The organism is Photorhabdus viridis, assembly GCF_040256935.1.
Classification (GTDB): Bacteria; Pseudomonadota; Gammaproteobacteria; order Enterobacterales; family Enterobacteriaceae; genus Photorhabdus; species Photorhabdus viridis.
The window spans coordinates 21420-39908 of the sequence record NZ_JBEJZY010000014.1; the positions used below are offsets into that span (position 1 = coordinate 21420).

14 protein-coding genes and 1 pseudogene are annotated in these 18489 nt (G+C 41.2%); 7 read left to right on the plus strand and 8 right to left on the minus strand.

Going from position 1 to position 18489, the window contains the following annotated elements:
• Positions 1-251: 251 nt before the first annotated feature.
• Both ABR397_RS07625 and ABR397_RS25005 read left to right on the plus strand, forming a co-directional pair.
• Positions 252-971 carry a helix-turn-helix transcriptional regulator gene (locus ABR397_RS07625; RefSeq protein ID WP_350305202.1) on the plus strand — a complete coding sequence of 240 codons (720 nt, stop codon included), beginning with the start codon at positions 252-254 and terminating at the stop codon, positions 969-971.
• Between the two features lie 86 nt (positions 972-1057).
• Positions 1058-1200 (plus strand): annotated as a pseudogene (locus ABR397_RS25005) (aminotransferase); the annotation flags it as partial.
• A 210-nt stretch (positions 1201-1410) separates the two neighbouring features.
• Here ABR397_RS25005 and eno read toward each other — a convergent pair.
• On the minus strand, positions 1411-2712 hold the full coding sequence (gene eno / locus ABR397_RS07630; RefSeq protein WP_350305203.1) for a phosphopyruvate hydratase: 1302 nt from the start codon (positions 2710-2712) through the stop codon (positions 1411-1413).
• 71 nt (positions 2713-2783) lie between these two features.
• Complete coding sequence (gene pyrG / locus ABR397_RS07635) at positions 2784-4421, minus strand: glutamine hydrolyzing CTP synthase (protein WP_350305204.1); 1638 nt, start codon at positions 4419-4421, stop codon at positions 2784-2786.
• A gap of 382 nt (positions 4422-4803) precedes the next feature.
• Between pyrG and ABR397_RS07640 the strand changes: the two genes are divergently transcribed.
• Both ABR397_RS07640 and ABR397_RS07645 read left to right on the plus strand, forming a co-directional pair.
• Complete coding sequence (locus tag ABR397_RS07640; protein ID WP_350305205.1) at positions 4804-5364, plus strand: Panacea domain-containing protein; 561 nt, start codon at positions 4804-4806, stop codon at positions 5362-5364.
• Between the two features lie 369 nt (positions 5365-5733).
• Positions 5734-5943, plus strand: coding sequence for a phage tail tip fiber protein (locus tag ABR397_RS07645; protein WP_407072869.1), 210 nt, complete (start codon positions 5734-5736; stop codon positions 5941-5943).
• Positions 5944-6186: 243 nt separating this feature from the next.
• Here the strand turns inward: ABR397_RS07645 and ABR397_RS07650 are convergent, their stop codons facing one another.
• From ABR397_RS07650 to rlmD, 5 genes are all read right to left on the minus strand, one after another.
• Positions 6187-6816 carry an ATP-binding cassette domain-containing protein gene (locus ABR397_RS07650; RefSeq protein WP_350305206.1) on the minus strand — a complete coding sequence of 210 codons (630 nt, stop codon included), beginning with the start codon at positions 6814-6816 and terminating at the stop codon, positions 6187-6189.
• A 1128-nt stretch (positions 6817-7944) separates the two neighbouring features.
• Positions 7945-8193: a TauD/TfdA family dioxygenase gene (locus ABR397_RS07655; protein ID WP_350305267.1), complete on the minus strand. Its 249-nt coding sequence runs from the start codon at positions 8191-8193 to the stop codon at positions 7945-7947.
• A gap of 172 nt (positions 8194-8365) precedes the next feature.
• Complete coding sequence (gene mazG, locus ABR397_RS07660) at positions 8366-9151, minus strand: nucleoside triphosphate pyrophosphohydrolase (protein ID WP_350305207.1); 786 nt, start codon at positions 9149-9151, stop codon at positions 8366-8368.
• 23 nt (positions 9152-9174) lie between these two features.
• Entirely contained in the window at positions 9175-11406 is a 2232-nt protein-coding gene (relA, locus tag ABR397_RS07665; RefSeq protein WP_350305208.1) for a GTP diphosphokinase, read from the minus strand.
• A 26-nt stretch (positions 11407-11432) separates the two neighbouring features.
• Complete coding sequence (gene rlmD / locus ABR397_RS07670; protein WP_350305209.1) at positions 11433-12764, minus strand: 23S rRNA (uracil(1939)-C(5))-methyltransferase RlmD; 1332 nt, start codon at positions 12762-12764, stop codon at positions 11433-11435.
• 53 nt (positions 12765-12817) lie between these two features.
• On the opposite strand from rlmD, the gene ABR397_RS07675 reads away from it, so the two are divergent.
• Positions 12818-15169 (plus strand): ATP-binding protein, encoded by a 2352-nt coding sequence (locus tag ABR397_RS07675; RefSeq protein WP_350305210.1) that lies wholly within the window; start codon positions 12818-12820, stop codon positions 15167-15169.
• Here ABR397_RS07675 and dgt read toward each other — a convergent pair.
• Positions 15153-16679 carry a dGTPase gene (gene dgt, locus ABR397_RS07680; RefSeq protein WP_350305211.1) on the minus strand — a complete coding sequence of 509 codons (1527 nt, stop codon included), beginning with the start codon at positions 16677-16679 and terminating at the stop codon, positions 15153-15155. The two genes, ABR397_RS07675 and dgt, sit on opposite strands and share 17 nt — an antisense overlap.
• Before the next feature lie 126 nt (positions 16680-16805).
• On the opposite strand from dgt, the gene mtnN reads away from it, so the two are divergent.
• Together mtnN and btuF are read left to right on the plus strand one after the other, a co-directional pair.
• Entirely contained in the window at positions 16806-17507 is a 702-nt protein-coding gene (gene mtnN, locus ABR397_RS07685; protein ID WP_350305212.1) for a 5'-methylthioadenosine/S-adenosylhomocysteine nucleosidase, read from the plus strand.
• 109 nt (positions 17508-17616) lie between these two features.
• The gene (btuF, locus tag ABR397_RS07690; protein WP_350305213.1) at positions 17617-18447 is read left to right on the plus strand and encodes a vitamin B12 ABC transporter substrate-binding protein BtuF; all 831 of its coding nucleotides are present in this window, start codon (positions 17617-17619) and stop codon (positions 18445-18447) included.
• Positions 18448-18489 lie beyond the last annotated feature (42 nt).

Below are 18489 nucleotides of genomic sequence, written 5' to 3' on the forward strand. Positions count from 1 at the left end.
ACTTTATTAATCAAAGTAAAACCTGTTTTCTATTCTAATGTCAGTATAACATCGGATCTTTTGTCCACTTTTAAAAACCTTTAATCACTTTCAGATAAAGCATAGGTGATCTTACTTGAATAAGTAAAAATTTCTATAATCCTTCGCTTTCAAATGGCATGAAAAACGATAAATTACTTATTGCGTCGTAAAAATGATAATCTTACATCGAATTTTTATAGTTTTACTGTTTAATCATGATAGGTGAAATTATGAAAGATAAAACTATGAGTTTCTCTGTAAACACAGATTTGAATGTTCGATCAAAAAGCTTTGATGCCTTCATATCGTACATGGAGAACTGTAATGAATTTTGGTATATAAAAGATAAAGAGTCGAGATTTATCTATATGAATGATTATGGGCTTCATCATAGCGGACTACCCAAAGGGTTTAATGTTGAAGGTAAACTGGATAGTGAATGTCCGGTTTATTGGTCTGAGGTTGCTGATATCATTCAATCTAATGACCGCAGGGTAATGGAGGAAAAAAAAGTCATTCCTACTTTGATTACATTTATGTATGGTGGTAGGGATAAAATTATTCAACCATTTATGGCGAATGTCACGCCTTTGATAAAAGATGGAGAGTCGATTGGCGTAGTAGGCAGAGCTAGAAAGCTAGAAGTTTATTCAATGTATCATATGGAAATTAATAAACCTCCTGAATCATTATCATTTGGTAACCCAACTGAGATTTTTACAGATAGAGAATTCGATATAGTATTTTTTGCGCTGCAATCACTAAGCGCTAAAGATATAGCTAAAAAACTAGGTATTACCTATAGAACAGTACAAAGTAGGTTACAATTTATTTACCAAAAAATAGGGATAAACTCATTAAGCCAGTTAAAAGAATATTGTAGGGGTAAGGGGTATGATAACTATGCTCCTACCCGATTTAACCCTAATCCCTATGTACCTCTGGCATAACAATGCACAGCATCTCTGTCGTCGGGTTCTGTCTAGCAGAACCCGGCACGTAGAAGCGCCTATACGCCTCTGTAATCGATTTTTGTACCTTAACAAGTAAAGCATTTGGACTCTCATCACTGCATATATCAAACTTTCTCATTCCGAACCCCGATCTTCGACATACTTTAATTATCGGTTGAATGCTCATGGATTAGATGATGCAGGCCCCGCTTCTCTCGAAACAGCAGATAACGACGTTCCCCGTTCTATTAAGCCATCCTGCACCAGTGGCTAAAACTTTACATGTGAAAACATGTCGCACTGACTGCCTCAGGAAAACCCAAAAGTTGACAGTTATAGAAGTTATCTGGTTATTACCCTTATGAATAATTATCAACAATCTATGAGGAGGGTTTTACCCCTCCTATTTAAAGCCATTCCTAGCCTTAACGACCGATTAAGCTTGGCCTTTTACTTCTTTCAAACCATAGAAAGGAGCACGGTTACCTAAAGCTTCTTCAATACGGATCAGTTGGTTATATTTAGCAACGCGATCAGAACGGCTCATAGAACCGGTTTTGATCTGACCTGCTGCTGTACCTACTGCCAGATCAGCAATGGTCGCATCTTCAGTTTCACCGGAACGATGAGAGATTACCGCGGTATAACCGGCGTCTTTTGCCATTTTGATCGCTGCCAGAGTTTCAGTTAGAGAACCGATCTGGTTGAATTTAATCAGAATGGAGTTAGCGATGCCTTTTTCAATACCTTCTTTCAGGATTTTAGTATTGGTAACGAACAGATCATCACCAACCAACTGAATTTTCTCACCCAACACTTTAGTCTGGTAAGCAAAACCGTCCCAGTCAGATTCATTCAAACCATCTTCGATAGATACGATTGGGTATTTTCTGGTCAAATCTTCCAGGTAATGAGTAAATTCCTGAGAAGTGAAAGTCTTACCTTCACCTTTCAGTTCATAGTGACCTGTTTCTGAGTTGTAAAACTCAGAAGCGGCACAATCCATCGCCAAAGTAACATCTCTGCCCAGAACATAGCCTGCCTGTTCTACCGCTTCTTTGATCGCAGCCAGCGCAGCAGCGTTGGATTCTAAGTTAGGCGCATAACCACCTTCATCACCAACGGCAGTGCTCATCCCTTTCGCTTTCAGAACCTTAGCCAAGTTGTGGAACACTTCAGAACCGATACGAACCGCTTCTTTCAGTGTTTTGGCGCCAATCGGCTGAATCATAAATTCCTGGATATCAACGTTGTTATCCGCGTGTTCACCACCATTGATGATGTTCATCATCGGCAACGGCATAGAGAATTTACCTGGCGTGCCATTCAGTTCAGCAATGTGCTCGTACAATGGCATACCTTTCGCCGCTGCCGCTGCTTTAGCGTTAGCCAAAGAAACCGCCAGAATCGCGTTAGCACCGAATTTAGATTTGTTTTCAGTACCATCCTGGGTGATCATGATTCTGTCGATGTTAGCCTGATCTTTAGCATCCTGACCGATAACTGCCTGGGCAATGGGTCCATTTACTGCATCAACAGCTTTTAATACACCTTTACCCATAAAACGGGATTTATCGCCGTCACGCAGTTCCAACGCTTCACGGGAGCCAGTAGATGCGCCAGATGGCGCAGCCGCTAAACCAACAAAACCCCCTTCCAGATGCACTTCGGCTTCTACAGTTGGGTTACCACGGGAGTCAATGATTTCACGACCGATCACTTTAACGATTTTGGACATTAGGTTTTCCTCAGTACAAGTTACATTTCAGGTAAGCGACGGAACACCCATCCCGCCACTTACTGCACATCTTATTTGAGCTGGCCTTTCTGGTATTTACCGGCTGCTTTGACAAAACCGGCAAACAGCGGATGACCATCACGAGGAGTGGAAGTAAATTCTGGGTGGAACTGACAAGCCACGAACCAAGGGTGGTCCGGAATCTCAATAATTTCCACTAATTTATTGTCGACTGAACGACCTGCTACCCGCAGACCAGCATCTTCAATACGTTTCAACAGCAAATTATTAACTTCATAACGATGCCTATGGCGCTCAACAATGGTATCTGCCCCATACAAGGTGCGTACCAGACTGTCTTTTGTCAAGTGGCATGGCTGACCACCCACACGCATCGTTCCACCGAGATCACTCTCTTCGCTACGCACTTCTAAATTACCGTCCTCATCACGCCATTCAGTGATCAGGCCGACAACCGGGAACCGGCAATTAGGTTCGAATTCTGTTGAGCTGGCTTTTTCCAAGCCTGCAACATGGCGTGAGAACTCAATCAATGCCACCTGCATACCGAGACAGATCCCCAGATAAGGGATTTTATTTTCACGGGCATAGCGGGCGGTCATGATTTTTCCTTCCACACCACGGCCACCGAAACCACCAGGAACCAGAATCGCATCCAATCCCTTCAATAATTCAACACCACGGGTTTCAATATCCTGGGAATCAATCAGCTTGATATTAACCGTCAGACGATTTTTCAATCCACCGTGCTTCAACGCTTCAATCACAGATTTGTATGCATCAGGCAGTTCAATATACTTACCCACCATGCCGATAGTGACTTCACCGGCAGGATTCGCCTCTTCGTAAATGACCTGTTCCCATTCGGATAAATTCGCTTCCGGGCAATCAAGGCTGAATCGTTTACAAATATAATCATCTAAACCCTGAGATTTCAATAGCCCTGGAATTTTATAAATGGAATCAACGTCTTTCAGGGAGATAACCGCTTTCTCCGGCACATTACAGAAAAGGGCAATTTTTGCCCGCTCATTAGCAGGAATGACGCGATCTGAACGACAAATCAGAATATCCGGCTGAATACCGATAGAAAGCAGCTCTTTTACTGAATGCTGAGTTGGCTTAGTTTTTACTTCCCCAGCTGCTGCCAAGTAAGGAACAAGAGTCAGGTGCAGATATAATGTGTGCTCACGGCCAACTTCTACCGCCATTTGACGAATCGCTTCAAGGAATGGCAATGATTCGATATCACCGACAGTACCACCGACTTCCACCAACACTACATCATGACCTTCACCACCGCTGATGATGCGATCTTTGATTTCATTGGTAATGTGAGGAATAACCTGAACAGTCGCTCCCAGATAATCACCACGACGCTCTTTACGCAAAACTTCGGAATAAACCCGACCGGTAGTGAAGTTATTACGACGCGTCATTTTAGTGCGGATGAAACGCTCATAGTGACCTAAATCGAGATCAGTTTCAGCGCCGTCTTCAGTAACGAAAACTTCCCCATGCTGGATTGGGCTCATCGTCCCCGGATCGACGTTGATGTACGGATCCAGTTTCATAATAGTGACATTGAGTCCACGGGCTTCAAGTATAGCGGCCAAAGAGGCTGCGGCAATGCCTTTACCCAGAGAGGATACGACCCCGCCGGTCACAAAAATATAATTAGTTTTCATGCTGAACCTGAAAGTTTAGGTTTAAAGATGATGGATATAACTAGGACGGGAAAACAGTATACCCGAACCTTAAATGCGCTACAAATAATCTGCACGCAATAAAGGTATTTTTTCCCCCTCACAGCATTTTCAATGCAGACATGAATACGTATACAAACTTCATTTTTCATGAAGCCAATCGTGATTGGCTCTTCTTAATGTCAAACGATTTTATTGCCTAAAGATTAAAGAATTTTTAAATCTTTAATTCTTTACATATCAGCCATATAGTCTTTAACTCATTGACTTTATTAGAATTAACCTTGCCAAGGTTGCGCGTTTATGGGTACACTTTATGTGTAAATTACCAATTTGGTATTTCGAAAAAGTCTTGGAGATTTCTATGTTTTGCGAAGAAAAAGTAGCTCAAATGGCTGCCTACCTGCTGCATAAGCGCGGCGAACGCATGGCATATCTGAAACTTATGAAGTTGCTTTATCTGGCAGACAGGGTGTCTATGAATAACTATGGTTACCCTATCACTGGTGATCGAATGGTATCTATGCCTAAGGGACCGGTTTTATCGCAAACCTTGAATTTAATCACCGGAGATTACGCCAGTGATGAATTTGGCTGGGGGGCGTGGATCAAAAGTGAAAAGAATTATGAAATTTCACTCAGACGGAAAAATGTAACAAGGGATGATTTTGAATCTCTTTCTGAGGCTGAATTAGGGGTTCTGGATGTCATTTGGAGACAGTTCGGCCACATGAGCCGCTTTGATATTGTGGAGTATACCCATAAACATTGTACTGAGTGGCAGGATCCGGACGGTAGTTCTTATCCTATTTCACCGAGCTCTGTTTTTATTGCTGTAGGTAAATCACCTGAAGTTGCTGAGAAATTGGCGCGAGAGTTAATAGAAAGGCAACAATTGGACTGTTTTCTTCAAGGGTTACGGTGATGTCGGATGGGATTTTAAGGAAAGGAAGTTTACTTATCCCATCCGGGTATACAGATCACCTATATATTATCTGCTGTGATCCAGTTTTTTACCCTAAAAAAACTAAGGCATGTTTTCTGGCTGTAAATATTAGTTCTTTAAAACCGGATATACCGTATGATTGTACATGTATATTATGTTTTTAATAGGATTCTTTCTGGGTTTGATACGTCTCCGCATGTAACTTTAGAAATTCGAAATTTCTATAAAAAATATTGTATTAATTAAATTTCGTTTTAAATATTAAATTCAAGGCTGCGCTTCAGTGTGGCTTTTTTTATAAGTGAAACATGAGAGGAAGGTTCTGCTATCTATACCGTTAAAGCGGGCATTAAATACAATGGGAAGGAATACGATGCCGGTATGATTATCAGTTCAGAAGTTAAAAATGGAAAAGTAACAACAAATATTGGCTTTAATGCTGAGAATTTCACATTTATGAATTCAGTAAACGGAAAGTTAGTACCATTCATGACAGCGAAAAATGAGAAAAAATTGGCTTTATTAATACTTATATCTCATAGAAAAAAGGATAAATAAAAATATAAATAGGTTAATCAGATAATCTATTTTCCAAAAGAAGCCAGTTTTAATCATGTTTTCAACCAAGGATGATCTTTTCATAAACGGATTAAATCATCAACCATGAAAAACCTAAATAACAAAATCCGCAAATAAACGATTTAACAACAAACGAATCGGGTTACTTTTAACGTTATGATGTTGCATTTATTATGTGAATCTAGCCATTATTAAATATTGGAGAAAAACTAGCGGTCTATTTTATTCCCCATGACGCACTATTTTATTATCCTTTATTTCATAGGTAGTGAAGTTTAATCCCTGTAAAAAGCTGTCATCATGTGAACTAAAAATAACAATTTTCTCTTCTGCGAGAGCAGTCATCAATGCTATTAAAAATGTTATAGAATCTGAGTCAAGGCCATTTGTTGGTTCATCAAAAATATAAACATCTGCTTCCGTAATAAAAGCCGATGTCAATAAAAATTTCTTTTTTGTCCCAAGTGACATTTTTCCATATTCAATACCAGAATATTTAGATATGCCAAAACCATTTAAATAGTATTCTAATGGGTGTTTTAAATTACTTTTCCTATAACGTTTACCTAGCTTTATCACATCCATTCCAGTAATAAAGTTATAAAAATCAATATTATCCGAGATGTAAAAACCATGCCTTTGTAAACTAAATCGATATTTTTCCTCATTTTTTATAAAGTTAACCATTCCTTTTTTAACCTTATTTACACCAGCAATACTTGAAAGAAAAGTCGTTTTTCCTGAACCATTAATTCCCGCTATACGGTTTAATCCGACATAAAAATTACAATTAACTCCTGAAAAAACAGTCTTATCATTAATAATAACTTCCAATTCAATAACTTCAAGCATAAATAACCCCGAAAAAATATGTAAAAAAGAAAATAATACAAAGAATAATAATTTTCGTATACTGTGTTCTTAATAGAGAAATAAATGACAAAATAACTGAAAGAAAAACATAAGATATAAACATAATAACAGGAAATGATTTAACAACCAGAGAACAAAAAGCAAAAGTTAAAAAAGAAAATAAAAACAAAGAAATACAATAATTATAAAACAAAATTTTCCGCATAGACAAAAAATTAGATAAATATGAAAGATAGTTCATTTCAATATATGAAAAACCATAGAACAATAACATGCATATATATATGACAACACTGAAGTATACTAATAATATATAATCAGCCTTGGCTGGAATTTGAGAAAAAGCACTTTCACATAATATATATAATATTATAACGAATAATAACATAATAAGTGACGATATTTTATTTTTACGAAAATAATATCGGAGATTTATAATATAAGGTAATGAAAAAAATCCTGATGAAAATAACTTCTTGTTTTGATTAATTGTGTAACCTGATGGAAGGTTTAAATATAATCTAAATGCCATCAATAAAATAGCTAACGTGAAAACAAAATTATATAATATTCCACTTCTGAATGATGAAGATAAAATAAAGAATGCAACAACAAAAACAAAACATAAGAAGTTTAACTCAGATAAGCAAAATCCAATTACAGCAAAAGAAATAATCAAAAACAGCATAGATGAGAAATAATACAAATAATTAACATTTACAGAGAAAAAACCTAAGGAAAAGAAAATAATCATCGGGAAAGCACTGTAAATAAAAAAAACGACACTACCAAGAAACAATGTTTTTTTATCTACCAAAGAAACAATAAATGAACTTTTTCTTGCCGTAGGGAAAAACCTTATGTTAATCAAATAAAATAACACATAAATTATTAGCGATATCGAAGAAAAATAAAATGATTTAATGTAACTCCCTGGCGTAACAATATTCGAAGACAAAAAAATTAAGATTTCAATTAAACCACTGGCTTTTGCCGGGAGTAATAAAAAACAGAGAAATATAATGACATTTTTATTCCCGGAAGCAAATTTCTTTATCCTTCCTTTATACTCTAATGCATCAGCGATTATTAAATTCATATACCCCTCTAAAACCAAAATCTAAACAACGTCCTTTGCGAATCTTTTGGAAATCTCGTCCTAGAATGTAAATACAAATAGTTAATAAACACAATACATTGGTTTTTCCTTAAATGCAATCGACATTGATTTTCCTTTTGATGTATAAATATATTGATATCCATAAGCATTGAGTAAACCGCTTCTGTGCATTTAAAATTATTAAGTAATGGTGAGAATGATATTCCAATATTACTCTCTATTCTTGGGAAGATTATTTTTTAAAAAAATTTATCATTGGAAAAATGAGCAAGACATTCATCACGAAATAATAGGATAGCCAATCCAGAAACACTTAATTCCCTCTTAGACAAAACTAAGGAAAATTTATTCAACATAAATTTTCCCCTCAAAAAACTAAAAATTTCAGCTTCAGGCTATTCCTTCAATTTATTGTTTCTTAACCTGTTGCCACATTTGTTCCATTTCTGCCAATGTCGCCGCTTCTAACGTCTGGCCTTTACTCAATATCAGTTTTTCCACGCCTTTAAAACGACGCTCAAACTTATTACATGCTTTTTGCAATGCCATTTCAGGTTTGTACCCCAAATGGCGCGACAAATTCACAACAGTAAATAGCAAGTCACCAATCTCTTCTTCCAAATGCTGCTCATCAACAACTGCCTGATGAGCCTCATCCATCACTTCGTCGATCTCTTCATAAACTTTGTCTAACACAGGCCCCAAAGTATCCCAGTCAAAACCAACGGCAGCACAACGCTTCTGCATTTTATAAGCTTTCATTAACGCCGGCAGGCTTGCCGGAATGTCGTCAAGGAGCGAATGAAGATCTTTTTGTGCTCTTTCCTGCGCCTTGCGTTTTTCCCAGCCACTGATAGCCACTTCACTACTGATATTCAGCTGCTGACCGAAAATATGCGGATGGCGACGCTCCAACTTGTCGCTAATGGCATTGCAAATGTCATCAAAATCAAATAACTGCTGCTCTTTGCCCATTTCAGCATAGAACACCACCTGAAATAATAGATCGCCCAGTTCTTCTTTCAGATCAGAAAAATCGCCACGTTCAATGGCATCAATGACTTCGTAAGTCTCTTCTAATGTATAAGGTGCGATCGTTTTGAATGTCTGTTCTTTATCCCAGGGACATCCCTGTTGAGGATGGCGCAACTGCGCCATAATCCCCAGTAACCGTTCTATAGCGGGTGATTTCATCTTTTATCCCAATGTTCCTGCGATCAGTTGCCATGAAGACGTTTGGCTTCAATGACATCCGGTAATTGATTGGTTTTCGCCAATATCCGTCCCAACACTTTCAGGTTATAAATCTCAATATTCATGTCAATGGTGGCAATCTGCTGCTTTACATCACTGCGACTGCTCACCCCAAGCACGTTCACTTTTTCATTCGCCAGGATCGTGGTGATATCACGCAGTAGTCCACTACGATCATTCGCTATCACACGCACAATCAGTGAGTAACCACTGGAATAACTTTCTCCCCAAACCGCATCCACCACCCTTTCAGGCGCACTTGCCTGCAAATCCGCCAGTTGTTCACAATCAGCCCAGTGGATGGAAATTCCCCGGCCACGGGTGATAAAGCCGACAATCTCATCCCCCGGAATTGGCTGGCAGCAACGGGCAATGTGATGCATCAGGTTACCCACACCTTCTACCACAATCCGCCCGTTATCTTTAGCAGTACTACGCTGCGGATGCGATTTGTTCTCCAGATTGCGAAGCGCTTCCCGATCTGCATCTGCCGCCGTGGTTTTATTAAGTTTGCTTTGCAGAAAATTGGTCAACTGGTTGATGCGGATGTCACCAACCCCCACTCCCGCCAGAACTTCATCAAGGGTATGAACGTTATAACGCGCAATGAGCAGCTTTTCCGCTTCTTTCAGGCTGATATCTAAGTGGGCCAGTTCGTTATCCAACATTTGACGGCCCGCAATGATGTTCTTATCCCGATCCTGTTTACGGAACCAGTTATGAATTTTCGCCCGGCCACGGCTGGTAGTGACATACCCCAGGTTTGGATTCAGCCAGTCACGGCTTGGGTTCGGCTGTTTCTGCGTGATGATGTCAATCTGATCGCCCATCTGCAATTGATAGCTAAATGGCACAATTCGACCGCTGATTTTAGCCCCAATACAACGATGTCCTACATCGCTGTGAATATGGTAGGCAAAATCCAGTGGCGTAGAGCCGGCAGGCAGATCAATAACATCGCCTTTCGGCGTAAATACATATACTCGATCATCAAACACCTGGCTGCGAACCTCATCCAACATTTCGCCGGAATCGGCCATCTCTTCCTGCCATGCAATCAGTTTACGCAACCATGCAATACGTCCTTCATACCCCGCTCGACCAACCGCTGTCGCACCCTCTTTATATTTCCAATGTGCAGCTATTCCTAACTCCGCATCTTCGTGCATCTGACGGGTGCGGATCTGAATTTCCAGTGTTTTACCACCCGGCCCAAGGACTACGGTATGAATGGATTGGTAACCATTAGGCTTCGGGTTAGCAACATAATCATCAAATTCATCGGGCAAATGACGATAGTGAGTATGTACTATCCCCAGCGCCGCATAACAATCCTGCAAGCGTTCAACCACAATCCGCACAGCCCGGACATCAAACAATTCATCAAATGCCAGTGATTTTTTCTGCATTTTGCGCCAAATGCTGTAGATATGTTTAGGTCGTCCGTATATTTCAGTTGCTACGCTCTCTTTGAGCATATATTTACGCAATGTGCTGACAAAGTGATCAATATATTGTTCACGATCAATCCGGCGTTCATGCAGCAAGTGAGCAATTTTTTTATATTCATCAGGATGGAGATAACGGAAACAGTAATCCTCAAGTTCCCATTTGAGTTGACCAATCCCCAAACGGTTAGCGAGTGGCGCATAAATATTGGAACACTCTTTAGCAACCAGTACTCGCTCATCTTCAGTCGCCTCTTTCACTATCCGCAGATGGGCAATACGTTCCGCCAGCTTGATAACAACACAGCGAAAATCTTCTACCATTGCCAGCAGCATCCGGCGGACATTATCAACCTGCACGGAACAGGTCGAATCATTATGCGTGGCTTTTAACTGACGAATAGCATCCATATCCATGACGCCCTTCACCAGATTAATGATCGCGCCGCCAAACGCTTCTGTGACGGTTTCACTGTCGAGCAATTTGGCGTCAACCAGCGGAAACAGCAGCGCAGCGCGCATACTGTCATTATCCATACTCAGCGTGGAAAGGATCTCAACCATTTCTACGCCACGCCATAACAGAAGTTCTGAATCAGGATGACTTTGCGCTTTTTCGTGACAATAACGCCAGGTTTCGGCTAATTTCTCACCCAATTGAAGATTTGCTATATTTAAACTGGCGATCCACTTATTTACTGCAAACTCTCCCGCAGGGGTTAAATGAGCACTTCTTACCGCAACCATAATCTCTCCTGACTATTTCACAGCTTCTACCCAACCACGATTTGGCGGCTAAATAGCGCCATTGATTCCAGATGACCTGTATGCGGAAACATATCCAGCATCCGCACACTGATAATATGATAGCCAGCCTCAAGCAGAATCTTACTATCCCGCGCCAATGTTGTTGGATTGCAAGAGACGTAGACCACTTTTTCAGGGGCCAGCTCGACGATGTGTGACATGACTCCTGCCGCACCAGCACGCGCCGGATCTAATAAGACCTTGTTAAACCCCAATTTTGCCCAGGGTTGACGATGTATATCCGCTTCCAGGTTTTCATGGAAGAAAGATATGTTATCCAAATTATTTAATCTGGCATTATATTGCCCATTCGCTACCAGCGTGGCAACCCCTTCCACTCCTACCACCGCCTGCACTATCCGGCCAATAGGTAAAGTAAAATTTCCCATACCGCAGAACAGATCGAGCACTCGGTCATTCGGTTGTAAATCAAGCCACTCCATCGCCTGAGCAACCATTTGTTGATTTACTTCATCGTTAACCTGAATAAAATCTCTCGGACTGAAAATTAATTTCAGGCCGCCTACCTGATACCAAGGTTCCGGCTGTTCATTCAGTGCTTCAATTGAAGTTTCATCTGCCGCCAGATAGACAGCCACATTGTGTTGCACAGCAAACGTGCATAACTTTTCTTTATCTTCCCCTTTCAGGGGGTCAAGGTGGCGCAATATAATCAATGGTCCGTTATCTGCCAGCACCAATTCCACATGTCCCAACCGTTTAACCGCTTTCAGATCATTCAGACACTGAGATAGCGGCCGCAATAACCGTTCCAATTCAGGTTGTAAAACAGGGCATGTTTTTATCGCAACCAATTCATTGGATTGATTCTGACGAAACCCCATCACCAATTGACGTTGTTTTATCTGATAATGTAAACCAAGCCTTGCCCGGCGCCGGTAACCATATTCAGGGCTGAGAATCACCGGTCTGGCAGAGACAGTTATGCTGGTTTCCCGCCGGATAAGATGTTCCAAAACACTAGCTTTACTCTCACGCTGTAAATCAGATGCAACATGTTGTTGCTGACAACCGCCACATATTCCAAAATGCGGGCAGCGGGGATTTACACGATATGGACTGTCAGATAAACGCTTAACCAACTTTGCTTTGGCAAACTGGCGTTTCTCTTCCGTTAGTTGTACCTGTGCCTGTTCACCGGGCAATAATCCGGCGACAAAAATGGTTTTACCCTGATAACGAGCTACGCCCTGTCCTTGGGCATCCAGATTATCAGCAGTGACTGTGATGATATGCCGGTTTACTGTTCGGCGATTGGGGGAATAAAATTGCACCATGATTCTTACGGACTATGAATTATTAAGTTCTTATTTTCCCATAATGGACGCCTATGACCAAATATAGCTTACGCATTCGCATGATGAGCCTGATCCTGGTGCCGATTTTACTGGTTGGCATGTTTTTCAGTATATCGTTTCTCTGTTATCACTATCGTGAACTGAAAAACCAAATCGTTCGATCTGGGATCAGTATTATCGAGCCCCTTTCGATTGCCAGTGAAATCGGGATAAACCTGCATAACCGTGAACGCGTCAACTCATTGATAACCCGGCTTCATCGCAGAAATTCTGAGATAGTCCGGGCGATTGCCATTTTTAATGACGATAATCAGCTATTTGATATATCAAATTATAAATACAATCCAGCTCAACTACAGATTGCATCAAGTATGCCACTTCCAACAGTCCTGACCAAAATGGAGGGCAAAAACAGTATTATTTTACGTATGCCAATTATTTCAGAAAGCCATTTATCCCAGAATCAGCGGAACGCTGATGCCCCATCCCTACATCCTATTGGTTATATTGCTATTGATCTCGATTTACGGTCAGCTCACTTACAGCAATATAAAGAGATAGTTATCTTTATATTACTATTACTGATTTGCCTTGGTTGGGCATCACTGTTTGCCTACCATTTGGTGCGCAAAATCACAAAACCTATCAGCGATATAGTCAGTACAGTTGATAGCATTCGCCAGGGACAGCTAAACAGCCGTGTCAACGGGAAATATTTTGGTGAATTGGATACGCTGAAAAATGGCATTAATGCCATGGCAAAATCGCTTTCCAGCTACAAAGAAGAGATGCAGAACGATATTGATCAGGCAACTTCAGATCTGCGTGAAACGATGGAGCAGTTCGAAATTCAGAACGTTGAGCTGGCAATAGCGAAAAAACGCGCTCAGGAAGCCGCCAGAATAAAAACAGAGTTTCTAGCAAATATGTCCCATGAATTACGCACACCGCTTAATGGCGTTATTGGTTTTACTCGTCAAACACTGAAAACCGCTCTGACAGTACAGCAAGCTGAATATCTGCATATTATTGAACGTTCTGCCAATCATCTGCTGAATATTATCAATGATATATTGGACTTTTCCCGGCTTGAAGCGGATAAGCTGATACTGGAAAATATTCCATTTCTTCTACAGGATACGATTGATGAGGTCATGGTTTTATTGACGCCCAGCGCCAACAATAAAGGCATTCAACTAACGCACAGCGTTGATTCTCAAATACCGAATCTGGTTATAGGCGACCCTACGCGTCTCCAGCAAATACTCACCAATATCATCGGTAACGCCATTAAATTCACTGAACAAGGTTTTGTTGAGATAAAAATCAATCTGATACAACAGCAATCCCATAAAATCAATTTAGAGATCACGGTCAGAGATACCGGCATCGGTATTAACCCTGAACAGCAACCCCATCTGTTTCAAGCTTTTCATCAGGCCGATGCCAGTATTTCCCGCCGTTATGGTGGTACCGGCCTTGGTCTGGTGATTACTCGGAAACTGATCCGCGAAATGGGCGGCAATATCAGTTTTACCAGCGAGCCGAAAAAAGGTTCCGTTTTTCGTTTCGATTTATGGCTGGGAAAAGATGATTTCATTCTAACCGGCTCTGTTGTACCACAAAAAAAGATTATCCAATCCCCGCGTTTACCCATGACGGTCATGGCCGTTGATGATAATTCAGCCAATCTCAAATTAATCGGCTCGTTACTGAAAGACGTCGTAGAAAAAACAGTGACATGCAGTAATGGAGAAGACGCTTTACAATCGGCAAAATCTCACCATTTTGATGTCATTCTAATGGATATCCATATGCCGGGTATGGATGGCATCTGTACCGCTGAACGCATCCACCAGCTACCACAACACCGTAATACCCCGATTATCGCCGTCACAGCCCATACTTGCCGGCCAAAGGGCGATGCAGATAAATCGCCATTTGAAGATTTTCTGACCAAGCCTCTGGACGAAGATGGTTTGAGAACTGCGCTAAACCGTCACACTAAAACAGTGGAATCACAACATGTCAATTGGCGGTTAGCGCTGCAACAAACAGAAGAAAAAGAACAGCTAGCTATGGAGATGATAAAAATGCTGGTGGATTCTCTGCCGGATATAAAAGCAATCACAGAAAAAGTTTTATCCGGGGATATTGTTGACGATTATCAGCAGCAAATCCATAAGTTGCACGGTAGTTGTTGTTACAGCGGCGTGCCACAACTTAAGGCACTCTGCCAATTAATTGAACAACAATTACAAAAAAACATTCCATTAACCGATATAGAACCTGAATTGCTGGAGCTGACAGATGAAATTGACAATGTACTTGCCGCTGCCCAAAAGCTATTGAGTAACGACCAAAATATCAGTTACACACAATAAATTTACGATACTCTTCGTAAGCATAATTATCTGTCATGCCACTGATGTAATCCTGAATAAGACGGGCGCGGTAGTAGAATTCCATCAGGTCTTTTTCAGATTCATCAGTGGCGATCATTCCTTCTACCGCTTCGTTATAAGCCAAGCGATGCTTGGTGGAAAGTTTGTGCAGTAACCGGGTTTCAATAAAATAATCTTTATGGAAATTGTTCTGGTTTAATTCCATAAAACTCTGGCGGGACATCTTCAATAACGGCCAATAAAAATCCAATAACCCATTGATAATTTTATACCCTTTTAATTCCAACTCTTCAATTTCCGGATGATTAAACACTCTTTTACAGGCAATGTTCTTCAGCGTTTTAAGCAGCCGATGCTCCTCGCTTTTATCTTCAAGTAATGCTTGATTAAATGAACCCTCAAAAACAGCAGGCAGATGATCAATAAAACGACGGGCAGTGTAAGGTACCAGCCTGCCGGTAATAAAAACCCGCAAATACATAAAAAATTGATCCTGCTGACTTCGACGTAATTCGTTGCCACTCGTTCTTTTATAAGCTTTTCTGATCGTAACGTCGAACAGATCGCCAGACCGATGGCCGCCGTTCTCTTCCCACTCCTGTTCCAAATATTCCATCAAGGCATCTACGCCAAAAATATCTTTTTCAACAGCATCATCCAGATCAGCAATGCAATAAGAGATATCATCTGCAGCTTCCATAATATAAGTCAGTGGGAAACGACAGAATTCCCCCATTTTAAGCTCGCGGCGCAATTCGCGGACAAAGTTCTCTTCCGACCAATAAAAGCCCGGTTTTTTCATCAGGTAATTAAATTGATCCGGCTCCTTTTCAAGACGAAAAGCAGGACAGGTATATTTTAGAATGCAGCCAATCTGAGCATAAGTCAGATTGAGTTTTAACAAGCTGTGTACCATACGGATAGCCTGAGCATTCCCTTCAAACTGACATAAATCTTTACGTAACTGGCGACGGAAAAGAGTTTTTTTCACATCCCCGCACAAACGCAATGCAGGTATTTCACATTGATCTTTTCGCTCAATATTTTCTAGGGCAAAATTAAGATCGAGCTTTCTGGTAAACCAGTCTTTAATTGCCGCTTCACCAAAATGACCAAAAGGTGGATTACCAATATCATGCATTAAACAAGCCATTTCAATCAAACTCTCAAATGACAACAGCCGTTTATCCAGCCGGTATTGAACCAACAAATTACGCGTTTTCAGTTCATTGATAATCGTTTTCGAAATATAGCGCCCAATCTGTTGCACTTCCAATGAATGAGTCAGGCGACTGCGGACAGCGGCATTATTTTCCAGAGGAAAAACCTGTGTTTTCTGCTGTAAACGACGAATGGCCGCTGAATTCATAATCCGCCCGCGATCACTTTCAAACTGGCGAATAACTTGCTCTTCATCATTAGGATCAACATCATAATGGCTGTATTGGCGTTGATAATTAAGCTTTTGACTAAAGTCTATCCCGGACATTTATCCCCCGAATTGTGAGATAGCGCTGTTTTACATCACAGATTATCTGATTGTTCTGCATTAAATGTTAAACTCAGGAACTGAATGATTTTATATGATTAATTAATCAACAGCGAGTATGACACAATGAAAGTAGGCGTGATAGGTGCTATGGAGCAAGAAGTGACTTTACTGCGCGATCAAATTGAAGATCGCCAGACACTGTCACGGGGTGGCTGCGAAATCTATACCGGTAAGCTGAACGGCGTGGAGATCGCACTGTTAAAATCTGGTATTGGTAAAGTTTCTGCTGCAATTGGTACGACTTTACTGCTTGAATATTGTCAACCTGATGTGATTATCAACACAGGCTCCGCAGGTGGCCTTGATCCGAAATTGCAAATCGGTGATATCGTGGTATCCAACGAAGTTCGCTATCATGATTCTGATGTCACTGCTTTTGGCTATGAGCCTGGTCAAATGGCGCAATGCCCCCCTGCGTTCCTGGCGGATAACCATCTGATCGCACTGGCAGAAAAATGTATTCGTTCACTGGATTTGAATGCAATACGTGGGCTGATTTGCAGCGGTGATGCATTTATTAACGGTGCGGAACCACTGGCGCGAATCCGGGCGACTTTCCCACAGGTTACAGCGGTAGAAATGGAAGCGGCAGCGATAGGGCACGTCTGCCACCAATACAACACACCGTTTGTTGTGGTACGTGCAATCTCTGACGTGGCAGATAAGGAATCTCATCTCAGTTTTGATGAATTTCTTTCTGTGGCAGCCCGCCAATCCACATTAATGGTCAACGCAATGCTGGCAACACTGAGTCACAATAAATAGTATTTTATTGACAGAATCACGCCCTGATTAATACTTTTAGAAGATATCAAGGGCGTGTCTGCTCCGCCTGAAACATTCGTGATATTTATATATTAAAAGGCAGACTTTCATGAGATGGATAAAAAGCGCAGGTTCAGTTTGGTTATCGCTTTTATTGTTTCTCAGTGGTTTCAGCCATTATTTGTATGCCACGCCTTTACGGGTCATCAGCTTATCCCCATCAACCACAGAATTAGCCTATGCTGCCGGGTTAGGCGATAATCTGATCGCAGCCAGCGCTTATTCTGATTATCCACCCCAAGCCAGTAAACTTGAGCAAGTGGCTAACTGGCAAGGCATTAATCTGGAACGTATTATCACACTGAAACCCGATATAATTCTGGCATGGCGTGGTGGTAATCCCCAACGCCCATTGGAACAACTCGCCTCTTTTGGTATTAAAATCTTTTATTCCGATCCCAAAACCACCGAACAAATAGCTCAGGATTTGGAACGACTGGCCGAATACAGTCCCCATCCTGAGCAGGCACAAAAATCCGCAACTGAACTTCGTCAACGGTTTGCCGCTATGAAACAAAAATATGCCTCAACCACACCCAAACCCGTTTTTTTACAATTCGGCACTCAGTCTCTGTTTACTGCCTCAGGACAGACACTGCAAAGTGAAGTGCTTTCAATCTGTGGTGGCAGAAATATTTTCTCTGACAGCCCCGTTCCCTGGCCGCAGGTAAGCCGTGAGCAAGTACTCACTCGGAAACCTGAGACGATTGTGATCAGTGGTGGGCCGGAACAAGCCAGATTAATTGAAAATTTCTGGCATCCTCAATTGAGGGCCAAAGTGATTACATTGCATGAAGATTGGTTTCATCGCGCAGGGCCCCGTATCGTGCTGGCGGCTGAACAGCTATGCCGGCAATTGAACAATAAAGGCTCCGGATAAAGCAAAATAGTTTAATGGGATTGGAAGCCTATCCCGAAAATG

Bases quoted from the DNA above. Each gene is read 5' to 3' on its own strand.
- ABR397_RS07625 (WP_350305202.1), top strand. From the start codon at position 252: ATGAAAGATAAAACTATGAGTTTCTCTGTAAACACAGATTTGAATGTT.
- eno (WP_350305203.1), bottom strand. From the start codon at position 2,712: ATGTCCAAAATCGTTAAAGTGATCGGTCGTGAAATCATTGACTCCCGT.
- pyrG (WP_350305204.1), bottom strand. From the start codon at position 4,421: ATGAAAACTAATTATATTTTTGTGACCGGCGGGGTCGTATCCTCTCTG.
- ABR397_RS07640 (WP_350305205.1), top strand. From the start codon at position 4,804: ATGTTTTGCGAAGAAAAAGTAGCTCAAATGGCTGCCTACCTGCTGCAT.
- ABR397_RS07650 (WP_350305206.1), bottom strand. From the start codon at position 6,816: ATGCTTGAAGTTATTGAATTGGAAGTTATTATTAATGATAAGACTGTT.
- mazG (WP_350305207.1), bottom strand. From the start codon at position 9,151: ATGAAATCACCCGCTATAGAACGGTTACTGGGGATTATGGCGCAGTTG.
- relA (WP_350305208.1), bottom strand. From the start codon at position 11,406: ATGGTTGCGGTAAGAAGTGCTCATTTAACCCCTGCGGGAGAGTTTGCA.
- rlmD (WP_350305209.1), bottom strand. From the start codon at position 12,764: ATGGTGCAATTTTATTCCCCCAATCGCCGAACAGTAAACCGGCATATC.
- ABR397_RS07675 (WP_350305210.1), top strand. From the start codon at position 12,818: ATGACCAAATATAGCTTACGCATTCGCATGATGAGCCTGATCCTGGTG.
- dgt (WP_350305211.1), bottom strand. From the start codon at position 16,679: ATGTCCGGGATAGACTTTAGTCAAAAGCTTAATTATCAACGCCAATAC.
- mtnN (WP_350305212.1), top strand. From the start codon at position 16,806: ATGAAAGTAGGCGTGATAGGTGCTATGGAGCAAGAAGTGACTTTACTG.
- btuF (WP_350305213.1), top strand. From the start codon at position 17,617: ATGAGATGGATAAAAAGCGCAGGTTCAGTTTGGTTATCGCTTTTATTG.